Consider the following 13,285-nt stretch of genomic DNA (forward strand, 5'->3'; position numbering starts at 1 on the left):
TTATAATTTTACGTTTAATTATGTCCACCTACTTAGCCAATTTATTTCATCAAGAGGCAGCTGGTTGTTACTTGTAATCTACTAACTTATGTATTAGACCTATCAATATTTTATATAAGGATGAATATTCTCGTATTAGGTAATTCTTTTGATGCTCATGCTTTACACATGAGAGATGCGCTGACAAAAGCAGGTACAGCAGTAAATTACTTGGATACTCGTTTATTCCCAACTCAAATACAAATTTCTTGGCAACCTGATATTCAAGCTGGCTGCTTGGTTCTACCAGGGGGACATCAGTTAAATTTGCAAGATATTAAGAGTGTTTTTTGGCGAAATTTCTCTGCTCCTTACATTCCTAATTTACCAGAAGGTCAGCAGACAATTGCTTTTAGTGATGCAACGAGTGTACTGCGGACACTGCTTCAAGCTAAACCAGTTAGATGGGTCAATTCTTGGCAAGCTTACCAGTTTCACAAAGAAAAACCCTTGCAACTAAGTCAAGTTAAGCTTCTGGGCGTTGAAATTCCAGCGACATTAATCAGCAACAACCCACAACAAGTAATTGAATTCTGTAAAATCCAACCAAAGACAATTTTTAAGCCAGTCTACGGTGGGACACATACTCAGTTTGTGAGTGACTTTCATTTAGAACCCCATCGGCTAAATTTGGTATTACGACTTTCTCCGGTAACATTCCAAGAGTATATTCCTGGCACTAATATCCGCAGCTATGTAATAGGAGAAGATATTTATGCTGCGGAGATTCGCAGTAATTCTCTAGACTTTCGAGAAGATGAAAAAGCACAGTTAATTCCGGTGGAACTGCCTGACTTAGTTCAACAACAATGTTTAGCCATCAGCAAAGCCTTGATGTTAGAGTGGACGGCGATAGACTGGCGTTTAAAACCAACGGGTGAGTATGTCTTTTTAGAAGCAAATCCCAGTCCGATGTTTTTACACTTTGAGCAACAAACAAAATTTCCTATTACTCAAAGTTTAGTTAATCTTTTATTAGTAAACTAAGCTTGCAACAGCCTTGCAGATAAAATTATTGGTTTGGATGTTAGGGCTGATGACTATATAACAAAACCTTCTGAAATGGCGGAATTAATGGCTCAGATTCGAGCAATGTTGCAGCCTAGCAACAGCTTCAGCTGACCTTTGTTGGAGAAGTCTGCGTTTAAATTTTAGCACCTATGAAGTAAATATATGCAGACGAACATTTTATACCTAAATTCCAAAGAATATGCCTGTTGGAACTCCTGGTTTCTAGCGATCGCCGGGTACTGAGTCGAGGGGGAATTATTGAGCGAATTTGGTCATTGCAAGACCCACCGAGCGAACAAACTGTTAAATCTCATATCAAAAGTTTAGGTCATAAACTCCGAGAATTTGGCGATCCTGATGATTTTATTGACACAGTTCACGGACTAGGCTATCGTCTGAAGCAGCTTTAGTTTTTGGCTTGTGATTGTTTATCCGATTTCTACCTGATATTTCCACAACTATTTTTTAAGCTGATATTCTGAATAACTTCTCGGAACACCACATAGCAAAATTTCCCCGAACTAAATACGTAATTTCGGTTCGGGGGGTTTTGATTTAAACTAATAAAAATCCTCTTCCATGTTGCTAACAAGAGAGTTGAAGGTATTCTATGAGACATCACACTGTTGATGGAAGCTCGAATTTATCTCAATCCAGCTTGACTGAAAACTCAGCCATAACGTTGGGTGAAAAGAATTATATTTATTATTACTAATAGCTGCCGTCATGGGATTTTCTGTAGATTATTGGTTTAACCATCACCAATTGCCTTGGCAATCCTCTGATACTCCAACTACGGTGTCAACACCAACACCAGCAAAATCTCTGGAATTGAAGCGATCGCGCCCTAGTAACTTTTTCGTGTGATTCTTATATATAGTGGTTGAATGGAATGAGTAGCCAATTGGTTGTCAAGTTTAGAATCAAGATGGCACGCATGGGGCAGATTTATTGGAAGCGGCTCTCCCATAAGCTTTTGCCCACTAAACGCCTTGCAATGGTGCAAGCTTGTCTGATTGGTTTAGTCTCTGGATTGGCTGCTGTCTTGTTAGGGCAAGGTGTGGGATTGTTAGGTGGGTGGCGACTACAAATATCCCATCAGTTTCCTGCTTTGTTGGCACTGCCGATAATTGGGTTAGTGGGCGGATTTCTCGCAGGCTGGTTGGTGGAACGCATCGCCCCTGAAGCTGCTGGTAGCGGCATGTCGGAAGTAAAAGCGGTGCTGGCAAAGGTGCCCATGCCCCTCAACTTGCGAATTGCTGTGGTGAAATTGGTCGGTGCAACGCTGGTGCTAGCATCTGGGATGCCCTTGGGGCGGGAAGGGCCTACAGTGCAAATTGGTGCAGCCTTAGCCAGTCAGTTTAGTCGCTGGTTTCCCACTTCCCCTGAACACCGTCGCCAACTGATTGCAGCCGGAGCCGGGGCGGGACTGGCGGCTGCCTTTAATGCCCCGATTGCTGGGGTATTATTTGTTGTAGAAGAACTTTTACAAGATGTCTCTGACATCACCTTGGGAACGGCAATCCTGGCTTCATTTATTGGTTCTGTTGTTGCCCGTATTTGTGACACCCATAGTTTAGATTTAAATCTGCATTTAGCGGCTGCCAACACCAGCTTTTATGTGTCGGAAATTCCCTTTTACCTGCTATTGGGAATTTTGGCAGGATTCGGGGGCGTGCTGTTCAATCGGGGAGTTCTCGCCAGTTTGGGTTTAAGTCGTCGCTTTCTCAAAATCAGCTTACCTTGGCGGATGGGACTGGCTGGATTAGTGACAGGATTGGTATTTGCTTGCCTTCCCTCATTATTTCGGGACAACGCTGGATTACGGGAACTGTTGCTGACGGGTGAAGCAAACTGGGAATTAGTAGCGCTAGTTTTCTTTCTTCAGTTCCTACTTATCCTGTTTACCTACGCTTCTGGTGCGCCTGCTGGATTGCTGGTTCCCACACTAGGACTGGGAGCAGCTTTGGGTTATTTGGTAGGAACCTTAGAACACCACTTCCTGGCTGTGAGTTTGGCGACAACTTATGCACGAGTCGGGATGGGGGCATTTTTCTGTGGGGTGGCGCGAGTCCCAATTACGGCAGTGATCATCGTGTTTGAGATGACAACTGACTTTAATTTGGTGTTACCGTTGATGATTGTTTCGGTAACTGCTTATTTGGTGGCAGAAGCCCTAGAAACGGGATCACTATACGACCATTTATTAGAATTTAAAGGCATTCATTTGCCAAAAGAAACCAATCCCCAAGCTCCTTGGACGCAACTAACCGCAGCCAATGTCATGCAACCGAGTGTAGAAACTCTGGGGAGCCGGATGAGTTGGGATGAGGCATTGCAGGCATTTTCCCAATCCTCCCACCGCCACTTTCCAGTATTGGAAAAGGGTAAATTGGTCGGAATCTTAACCCAACAAGATATCACAAATCTCTCCCAAACAGGTTTAAGTGAGCATCCCACTGTCGCCCAAGTGATGACTCCAGAACCAGTAACTACCTCTCCTGTTGATACCCTTGCCCATGTGCTGCACTTGCTCAACCGTTACAAGATTAACTGTTTACCAGTTGTGCAAGGAAACCGCTTAGTGGGTATCATTACACGTAGTGATATTATTCGGGTGGAAGCTGCCTATTTCAATGGTTCGGAAGATTTTGTAGGTTCTAAAGCCGAACCATCCCGCGTGATTTACCATACCAGTGCGCCGGAAACTGGACAGGGAAGGTTACTGGTGCCATTAAGTAACCCGAAAACAGCAAGTATGCTGTTGGAGATGGCGATCGCAATTGCCCGCGATCGCCATTATGAAATAGAATGTCTGCATATTATTGTTGTCCCCCAGCACAAGATTCTTGCAGAAACCCAAGTGAATATCAAGGCAGCTATGGGCCCACTGCGGCAAGCAATACGTTTGGGACGGACATGGCATATCCCAGTACATACCCAAATTCGAGTTGCTCATGACTTGTCACAAGCAATTTTGCAAACTATCCAAGACCGTCATATTAATTTTATGCTGATGGGTTGGAAGGGTAGCACAGCCACACCGGGAAGGGTCTTTAGTCGGGTAGTAGATACAGTTATCCGGCAAGCAGCCTGTGATGTGGTGTTAGTCAAGCTGAATAAGCAAACCCACTTGGAACGCTGGTTAGTGCCGATAGCGGGTGGCCCCAATTCCCAACAGGCAATTCAATTGCTTCCAGCACTGACTTCACTGAGTAAAACTCCAGTGGTTAACTTATGTCAAGTGTTTGAAGCAAATAAAACTGAAGCGGATACAACAACTCTCAAAAAAGCTGCTGATTTTCTCAAACAACGGCTCAAAGGTTTAGTAACAATTGATCCACTCTATGCAAATTCTGTGTCAGAAGCCGTCTTGGATTGTGCTAAACGCAACCAGAGTGATGTGATTATTTTGGGAGCTTCTCGTGAAGGAATGTTGCAACAAGTAGTGCATGGTAATATCCCAGCAACTATCTGCCGCAATAATAACCAAACTGTGATTTTAGTCCGTGCAGCATCTACTATTGGAGAAGTTAATTAATCTACTAATAATACATCTTCATATATAGCTGCGATCGCACAACGAAAATCAACGCTAGCTAAATGCACTTCTTCTTCTTTTTCATAAGGGTAAAGTACCCAATGTCCTTGCTCATTGCGGCGGAAGCATTCCACACTCATTCTGTCTGGTGAAATTAGCACATATTCTTGCAATGATTCTAAGTGTCGATAACTAGCAAATTTCTTTCCTCTGTCATAGCCTTCTGTTGACTCAGAAAGCACTTCGACAATTAAGCAAGGATGGGACTTAAAATATTCAAATTCTCTATCTCGTGCATCCCAAGTCACCATCACATCAGGATAAAAATAGCGATTTATGACATCAATTTGTGCTTTCATGTCTAACATGTAGACACGGCATCCACTACCCCGGAGATGGTTTCGCAACAGCATAGATATATTCATGCTAACTGTGACATGAGCATCACTTGCCCCTGCCATTGCGTAGACTTGCCCATCGATATACTCGTGTTTTATTTCACTAAATTTCTCGCCTTCTAGATATTCTTCTGGGGAGATATAGTACTCACTTGGGCTAATGACCATTTTAGTACCTTAGTAGTTTTATCAAATATTGTAACTGATACAACAAATTTAATGAGCAGCAGCGCCACCAGTTGGCTTCACCTTCTTGAGGAATAAAACAGCAAGTCCACTGAGTAACAAAGCAATGCCAATAAAGTAGAAACAATCGTTAAAAGCCATCACAAACGCTTCCCGGCGGACAATGTTGGATATGGATGCGATCGCTTGATTTTGGGCTGTACTCAAATCTGCTCCCCGACTAACAAAATACTGTGTCATTTGGTCAATTCGCTGTTGAGTTTCTGGGTTATATAAAGATACTGTATCACCCAATCTATTCGAGTGAAATTGTTCTCTATTTGCTAATAAAGTCGCTAAAGAAGCAATTCCGATAGAACCACCCAGATTCCGCATCATATTAAATAAACCACTTGCCGAACCTGCTTCTTTCTGACTCAAACCAGCAGTGGCGATAGAACTAAGCGGCACCATAATTAGGGGTTGTCCCATTGCCCGCACAAATTGCGACCAGCGTAATTGATCTAATCCTGTTTCATTAGTCATTCCAGAGTTCATAAATGCACTGATGGAAAACAAAGTCACACCAACAGCCACCATTAACCGCACATCAATGCGTTTCATCAATCTGGGTATGAGGGGAATAATAAACAGTTGAGGAATACCAGCCCAAATTAATACTTCACCAATTTGCAGCGCATTGTATTTTTGAATTTGGGTAAGATACAGCGGTAAAATATAAATTGAACCATACAATCCTACTCCTAACGACACATTAACAATACTCGCTAAACCAAAGTTGCGCCTGAGCACAAGCCGTAAATCAATAAATGGTTGTTTACGAGTTAATTCTATAAAGAAAAACGCGGTTAAAAAAATTACTGCAATCACACTTAGGCGCACAATCAAAGCTGAACCAAACCAATCTTTACGGCTACCTTCTTCTAAAACAACTTGCAGGGAACCTAACCCAATAGCCATTGCAATAATTCCCCACCAGTCACCTTGTTTGAGTAAATTAATTTGGGGTTTTTCTGGCTTAATTCCGTACCAAACACCAGCCAGCATTAATGCCCCTGGAATTACATTTATATAAAAGTTGTATTCCCAACCAAAATTTTCGGTTAACCAACCTCCTAATGTCGGGCCAATTGACGGTGCAAAAACTGCACTAAATCCAAATGCAGCTAACCCAACTGATTGTTTTGATTGGGGTAAAGTTGTTAAAACAACTGTCATAGCGGTAGGAATTAATACTCCTCCGCTAAAACCTTGTAAGGCGCGGAAAAAAATCATGGAATTAAGATCCCACGCCCAACCACAGCAAATAGAAAAGAAAATAAATAATCCAGTATTGACTAACAGATAACGTTGTAGAGAAAACACTCGTGACAACCATCCTGTTAGAGGAATTACCACAATTTCTGCTACAAGATACGCCGTAGAAATCCAAGAACCTTCTTCTAAAGTTGCTCCTAAACTTGCTTGAATATCTTGCAGTGAAGCATTAGTTATTTGAATATCCAATACCGCCATAAATGCACCAAGCATACTTGCTAATACACCAATCCAGGTTCTTAGAGGTACACGTTCTGGTGGTACAGCAGGATTTTGCCCTTGCTGACGAATTACACCTGTATTAGCCATAGTGTTGTTCCAGTTCCAAGGTTAAGTAACAAAATTATTATAAAATCTTATACCATCTATTCGCGGTTTTATATCCTAAGCTTTATTACTTATTAAAATTCCCTTTTGCTCATAAATTGGACGCATTATTTGCCTTAAAGCAGGCAACTGTCTGCTAAAAATGATCGACCCTAAAATACAAGCTATCCCATCAATAATCAAAGTATTGGTAGCACCAATATGACTTGCTAATACACCTCCTAATAAATTACCCACGGGAATCATCCCCAAAAATGACATTGTGTATAAGCTCATCAATCGCCCACGTTTGTCGTCCTCAACAATGGTTTGTAAAAATGTGTTGCTAGCAGCAATCTGGAGAATTGTTCCTAAGCCAACGAATAACATTGTGAATAAAGAAAGCGGTAAAAATCGAGAGAAAGAAAAGGCAATTAGACCAATTCCTAAAATTGCTGGAGCTAAAGCAATCAATTTACCAATTCCTAAGATTGTGTGGCGCGTAGCTAGATAAATTCCACCAGTTAAGGCTCCAACTCCAGATGCCGCCATCAAAAATCCTAAGGTTTCTGCACCACCTTTGAGAACTTGTTCTGCAATAACTGGTACGAGAATAGTATTTTGTAGCCCCATAAAACTAACTAAAGCTGATAGCAATAAGATGGAGCGAATAGGTGGAAAGCTAAATGCATATACAAATCCTTCTTTGACTTTTTGCAAGGGATTACCGTCAGTTACCGAATTTTTCCAAGGTTTAACTTTCATTGCCAACAAAGCAGCGATTACAGCAACGTAGCTCAAACCATCTATTAAAAAACAATAGCCAGTTCCAACGCTAGCAATTAATAAACCCCCGATCGCAGGGCCAATTAATCGCGCACCGTTGATCATCGTGGAGTTGATGGCGATCGCATTGGCTAAATCTTCTCTGCGTTCAACCAATTCTGGCACAAATGCTTGACGGGCTGGCGCATCTAAGGCGTTAATAAATCCTTGAAACAAACTCAAGGCGATGATATGCCATACCTGAATCACACCAGTTAGCGCCAGCACTGCTAAGGTTAACGATTGAATCATCGCTAAGACTTGCGTACTAATTAAGGTACGATACCGAGAAAAGCGGTCTACAAAAACTCCACCAAAGGGAGCTAAAAAAAAGCTAGGAATTTGACTCGAAAATCCTACAACTCCTAGCATTAATGGGGAGTTTGTTAAGTTATAAACTAGCCAAATCGTCGCCAGTTGCGTCATCCACGTCCCAATTAGGGAAATACCTTGTCCGGCAAAAAACAGCTGGTAGTTTTTTGACCTTAATGCAGGTAGTAGCGGTTTTTTCATCTAAGGTTTGTTTTATACCAATCTGCTCTCACAAATATCATCTCACCTCATCTTTATACGCCTGTCTTTAGATGTATGAAAATGTCATAGCAAGAAAGAGATTTTCCATCTGTTTGCAGGCAATTTGGTATTATAACGTTTACCGTTTGATTACTTATTAAACCCGCAAAACCCCAAAGAGCCAAAGCTATGCTTTATCTCCCCTAAGAGCCTGCTCTTAGGGGTTGGGGGTGGGGTTCTTTTATTATGGGTAATTTAGTGGACATGATATTACTTGACTTCCACGGCAACTTCCGCAGACATCCCCGGAGTAATCCGCGATTCATACCCTTGAATGCTCTTTTGGTCGAAAACTATTTTAACTGGGATGCGCTGTACAACTTTGGTAAAGTTACCTGTAGCATTATCCGGTGGCAATAAGGCAAACTGAGCGCCGGAAGCTGGCGAAACACTGTCAACACGACCAATAAAGGTGTGATGAGGGAAAGTATCCAGCTTGATTTCTACTGGTTCTCCGGGCCGCATCTTTTCTAATTGGGTTTCTTTGAAGTTCGCAACTACCCAATAGTTGTTATCCACGATCGCCATTAATGGTGCTCCCGCTGCAACTCGGTTGCCAATTTCCACATTTTTCCTCCCGACTCGTCCAGCACTGGGAGCAGTAACATTGGTATAAGATAGTTGCAATTGTGCATCTTTTAGCGATGCTTCTGATTGGGCGATCGCCGCTTTTGCCGCTTCGTATTGACTACGTTTTACTGTTGTATCTTGTCCGCCAGCAGTCGCTTGTTGCAATCCTCCCTTAGATGCTGCCAATTTAGCTTGGGCGTTGGTGACATTTTCTTGCGCTTGTGCTAGTTGAGACTGGGCTTTGGCTACACCAACTTTGGCAGAGGCTAACTTAGCTTGGGCTTGTTCTACTCCCTGAATAGCGGCATTTTTTTGTGCCGTAGCCACATTATAAGTTGCCTTGGCTGCGTCTAGCTGCTGACGAGCGATCGCGCCTGTTTTATACAACTGGTTGTAACGATTGTAATCTGCTTGGGCATTTTCCAAATTCGCATTTGTTTGCGCTACCTGCGCTTGGGCGGCGGGAATCCCCGCTTGGGCTAGTCTGACTTCAGCTTGCGCCGCTGGTATCCCGGCTTGGGCTTCTTGTACTGCTGCTTGGGCTGTAGAAATTGCTGCTACCGCACCGCTGACATCGCCCTGCGCTTGACTTGTCTTACCAGTGGTAGTTTGGGAAGTTAAGGCAATATTTGCTTGGGCGGCTTGCGCCTGACCACGCGCATTTTCTAGGGCTGCTGCTGCTTGTTGTACCTGACTTTCATAGTCCCGTGGATCTAACTTGACTAACAATTGTCCCGGTTGCACCAGTTGGTTATCATTCACAAGCACCTGACTCACAGTTCCGGGAATGCGGGTACTAACTTGGTGAATATTTCCGGCAACGGTGGCGTTGTCTGTTTCCTGGTGGGTGGAAGCGTATTGCCAGTAGTGAAAACCAAAAGTACCTGCGGCGATTGCACCCACGCCTAATCCTGCCAAAATTAAACCAGTCGGTTTTTTCCGTTTCGGTTTCGCTGGAACTTCTTTCTCTATCTCAGGAGTTACAATCGGTGCTTCTGCTGTTGCGGATGTCTCTGTTGTCAAAGCTTCTAAACTCTCTAAATCAGGAATCACTTGTTTTTCTAAAACTGGGGTCTTGTGTCCGTTGCGTCCGTTCAAAGTATTAGCGCCCATGATGGTTACCTCGCTTGCTCGTTCAATAATTTGATTAATAGTCGTTTATTTAGAATGCGTAATATTTCCGGAAAAAAATCTTTTTTCCTTAGTATGCGTACTATTATCTCAAAATAAATCTTCACACTACCTCCCCCGGTCGGGTGATAGTGTGATAATCTTTAGGAGAGGTTAGCGATCGCCCGGTTTAAGATTTGGGAAAACAGTTCCCGGTCAGCGAAGGAAATACCGTCCATTGCTTCATCACGCACTGTTGCCGCAATAGGCGGTAAGACAACTTCTAATTGCTTACCTGCATCCGTTAGCCAGATTCGCCAGATGCGGCGATCGTGGGTGTCGCGTTCTCGACGCACCAAGCCGCGTTCTTCCATCCGATCTAGTACGCCTGTTAAAGTCCCTCCCACTTGTTTGAGTTTGTCCCCAATACAAGAAGTTGGTAAACCATCTTCTTGCCACAAACAGCACAACACTAGCCAGTGAAATGGCGTAAGTCCAAACGGTTCTAGTTTCTCAGTAAACTTGCGACTGAGGAGTTGTGAGACTAATTTTATTCTGTAGCCCAAATTGTATGGTGCCAGATTTTGCTGCCACGACTGTAAAGGTGGGGAGTGATTAGATGTAGAAACCATTGAGTAAAATATTTAGTGTACGTACTATTATTTTACCAAGATTGATCTTTTTTAGCAATAGTTGATTTGTATCTGTCTTAGGGAAGAACTTGAATCAACTGATACTCTTTTACTGTACCAAGAATGCGGTGAGGTCGAGATAATTTAGAAGACTGGTCAGTATAGATCCAAGCATAGCTCAAAGCTGGTACTTGAGAAATAGAGATTACTGGTTGGGGGCGAATAGAAAGATAGAAATTAAGCAGTACTTTGGTTTTAGCGTCTATTTCCACATAGTAGGTAGGATAAGTTTGGATAATTGAGGCGATCGCAGGTTGTTGTAAAAACACTTTCAAAGCAGGGTTATAGTCACTTAACAGCCCTATGCTACCTGTCGCCGCCAAAGCTAGCCAACAGGGAATTAACCAACCTGCAATCCAGTAACGGGCTGTGAGAAACTTATTACCAAAGTGATAACGACTAATCCACACTACAGGCAAAATTAACCAACCCAAGCCCATAGCCAAGCCAATAGTTGCATACTTACGAATATCAGAACCACCCCAACTAAGAACGCCGATACTTGCTATCACAAGTAAAACACCTAACCCACCAAAGCCATAACTGAGATTTCGAGGCAGATTCTTGATGGCAAAAAGGGATAATATATTTATTCCACGTTTTTGAAGAGGGAATTGTGAGGGAATGCCTGTTTGGTAAATATTGCCTAACCAGTTTAAACCCACAGATGCAAATAAAGCTATGAACGGATAAAGGCAGAGACTATAGTGAGGGAAACGACTGCTAAAAATACTAAGTTCACAAAATAGGACAAGTGGAAAGCCAACTAGTATTAACTGGTAACGATGAATGGGACGACGGAGAGTCGAAACTAAACCTAAAATCCCGAAACAAGCCCAAGGAAATGCTATTAAAGGGATATTCCATATATAAAACAGCGGCCCATTATTATAATTATCCTCAGAACCTTGCCGCACAACAAACTTGAACAACTCCTCAAAACTTTGATTTCCATAGTGCAACCAGTTTAACCACAGCCAAATACAGGTAGGGATTAAACCTACGAAAAAGCCTAAATACAAAATTGGGTTAGTAAGATGACGATGACGGCGATGTTCCCAAATTAAATAAGGGAATAAAGCTATAATAGGCAAAAAAATCATAAAGCTTCTGACTAAGAAGCCTAAACCTAAACTTAAACCAGCTATAAAACTCCAAAAATAGCGATGTTTAAAATGTAATTCTGTTTTTATTAAAGACAAAATAGCTAAAAGTACCAATAAAATCATCGGTACATCAGGTGTACTTAAGCGGCAGTATTGCAGCCAGAGAAATTCCACACTTAAAATTGCAGCAGCTAGCCAAGCTAATTTTTTGCCCAGCATAATTTTGCCGATTTCATACACCAGCCATAAACTAAAAATCCCAGCAATCATACTAGGAAGACGCGCACTGGTATCACTGATCCCAAACAGCTTGTAGAAGCTGGCAATTAACCAATAAGGACCAGGGGTTTTATGATGTGCCCTTTCCCAAGGATCTATCCAATTACCAGAATCAAACATCAGACGGGCACGCGATGCGTAAAGCCCTTCGTCATGTGCCATCAGACTATTGTGCCCAGAAGTAAGTAATAATAAGGGCAGTATCCAAACTAACAAACTAAAATAGGGTAATAATCTGACTAGACGGATTTGTCGCCAAATATGCTGCAAGAAGTGTAGTTTATAGAACATTTAATTGAGCAAAATTGAATGCTGCTATTTAGACGAGTTTATGTGTCCTGCTGTTATTAAAATATCTTACATAGTGATTGTGAAAAAATACCTGAAATTGCCGCATTTTTCGGAAAAAGTAATCCCAAACAGAAATTTATGCAGTTAAGACCGAATCAACGCCTGAAATTAGACGACACAGACGATAAGCTGTTCTATGCCTATCCCCGCTTCGTCACCCATGTCGATGAAGGATTTATTCAACAGCTAACGGATTTATATCGCGATCGCCTCAAACCCAACACCCGCATTTTTGATATGATGAGCAGTTGGGTGTCTCATCTGCCAGATGAGATGGAGTTTGACCATGTGGAGGGACACGGACTCAACGATGAGGAACTAGCACGAAATCCCCGCTTAAATCATTACTTTGTCCAAAATCTTAACGAAAATCCGCAGCTACCTTTACCAGATGAGGATTTTGATGCTGTTCTCAATTGCGTATCTGTGCAGTATGTGCAATATCCAGAAGCAGTATTTTCTGAAATTTACCGCATCCTGAAACCTGGTGGTGTCGCAATTATCAACTTTTCTAACCGGATGTTTTTTGAAAAGGCAATTCAAGCTTGGCGGGAGGCTTCAGAAGCACAACGAGTAGAATTAGTCAAAGAGTACTTCGCCTCAGTTCCAGGATTTACAACGGCAGAAGTTATAGCTCATAAGTCAACATTACCAAATTTATTACAGTGGTTGGGTGTAGCTGGAGGAGACCCATTTTATGCCGTCATAGCTTACCGCAGTTAAGCCAAGCAGTGGGTACTTCACCGAATTTTAGATTTTAAATTTTGGATAATGGAATTGTTGGCGGAGCCTCTCGTAGAGAAGATTCAAAATCCGTCTTGGAAAGTTTGCTCAAGTCGGCAGAGCCGCCCATGCAACTTTCCGCAAAATTTAAAAAGGTCTGAGAGCAAGCAAATTTATTGGTGGAATAAATCTAAAATCCGTCTTGGAAAGTTCTGATTGGAGGAAGCCTCCGCACCCTGCGGGATCTTGCTACAGACT

11 protein-coding genes are annotated in these 13,285 nt (G+C 42.4%); 5 read left to right on the top strand and 6 right to left on the bottom strand.

Features of this window, described 5'->3' with window-relative positions; genetic code table 11:
- Positions 1 to 120: 120 nt before the first annotated feature.
- The 4 genes from V7K35_RS06290 to V7K35_RS06305 all read left to right on the top strand — a co-directional run bounded on the left by V7K35_RS06290 (position 121) and on the right by V7K35_RS06305 (position 4,591).
- Entirely contained in the window at positions 121 to 1,026 is a 906-nt protein-coding gene (locus V7K35_RS06290; protein WP_335077301.1) for an ATP-grasp domain-containing protein, read from the top strand.
- A 230-nt stretch (positions 1,027 to 1,256) separates the two neighbouring features.
- Complete coding sequence (locus V7K35_RS06295) at positions 1,257 to 1,460, top strand: winged helix-turn-helix domain-containing protein (RefSeq protein WP_335077302.1); 204 nt, start codon at positions 1,257 to 1,259, stop codon at positions 1,458 to 1,460.
- Positions 1,461 to 1,776: 316 nt separating this feature from the next.
- Entirely contained in the window at positions 1,777 to 1,917 is a 141-nt protein-coding gene (locus tag V7K35_RS06300; RefSeq protein WP_335077304.1) for a hypothetical protein, read from the top strand.
- Between the two features lie 61 nt (positions 1,918 to 1,978).
- Positions 1,979 to 4,591 carry a chloride channel protein gene (locus V7K35_RS06305; protein WP_335077376.1) on the top strand — a complete coding sequence of 871 codons (2,613 nt, stop codon included), beginning with the start codon at positions 1,979 to 1,981 and terminating at the stop codon, positions 4,589 to 4,591.
- Here the strand turns inward: V7K35_RS06305 and V7K35_RS06310 are convergent.
- The 6 genes from V7K35_RS06310 to V7K35_RS06335 all read right to left on the bottom strand — a co-directional run bounded on the left by V7K35_RS06310 (position 4,588) and on the right by V7K35_RS06335 (position 12,244).
- Positions 4,588 to 5,157, bottom strand: a complete 570-nt coding sequence (locus V7K35_RS06310) for a Uma2 family endonuclease (RefSeq protein ID WP_335077306.1) — start codon at positions 5,155 to 5,157, stop codon at positions 4,588 to 4,590. The genes V7K35_RS06305 and V7K35_RS06310 overlap by 4 nt on opposite strands.
- A 48-nt stretch (positions 5,158 to 5,205) precedes the next feature.
- The gene (locus V7K35_RS06315) at positions 5,206 to 6,801 is read right to left on the bottom strand and encodes a DHA2 family efflux MFS transporter permease subunit (RefSeq protein ID WP_335077308.1); all 1,596 of its coding nucleotides are present in this window, start codon (positions 6,799 to 6,801) and stop codon (positions 5,206 to 5,208) included.
- Positions 6,802 to 6,876: 75 nt separating this feature from the next.
- The gene (locus tag V7K35_RS06320) at positions 6,877 to 8,136 is read right to left on the bottom strand and encodes an MFS transporter (RefSeq protein WP_335077309.1); all 1,260 of its coding nucleotides are present in this window, start codon (positions 8,134 to 8,136) and stop codon (positions 6,877 to 6,879) included.
- A 270-nt stretch (positions 8,137 to 8,406) separates the two neighbouring features.
- A complete protein-coding gene (locus V7K35_RS06325) occupies positions 8,407 to 9,879 on the bottom strand; it encodes an HlyD family secretion protein (protein ID WP_335077311.1) in 1,473 nt (490 codons plus the stop codon).
- Positions 9,880 to 10,040: 161 nt separating this feature from the next.
- Positions 10,041 to 10,508, bottom strand: coding sequence for a MarR family winged helix-turn-helix transcriptional regulator (locus V7K35_RS06330; RefSeq protein WP_335077313.1), 468 nt, complete (start codon positions 10,506 to 10,508; stop codon positions 10,041 to 10,043).
- A gap of 77 nt (positions 10,509 to 10,585) precedes the next feature.
- Positions 10,586 to 12,244: a glycosyltransferase family 39 protein gene (locus tag V7K35_RS06335; RefSeq protein ID WP_335077315.1), complete on the bottom strand. Its 1,659-nt coding sequence runs from the start codon at positions 12,242 to 12,244 to the stop codon at positions 10,586 to 10,588.
- Positions 12,245 to 12,382: 138 nt separating this feature from the next.
- Between V7K35_RS06335 and V7K35_RS06340 the strand changes: the two genes are divergently transcribed.
- Complete coding sequence (locus tag V7K35_RS06340; protein WP_335077318.1) at positions 12,383 to 13,027, top strand: class I SAM-dependent methyltransferase; 645 nt, start codon at positions 12,383 to 12,385, stop codon at positions 13,025 to 13,027.
- The last annotated feature ends 258 nt before the right edge of the window (positions 13,028 to 13,285 follow it).

Origin of the sequence: Nostoc sp. (genome assembly GCF_036917275.1) — a bacterium.
Classification (GTDB): Bacteria; Cyanobacteriota; Cyanobacteriia; order Cyanobacteriales; family Nostocaceae; genus Nostoc.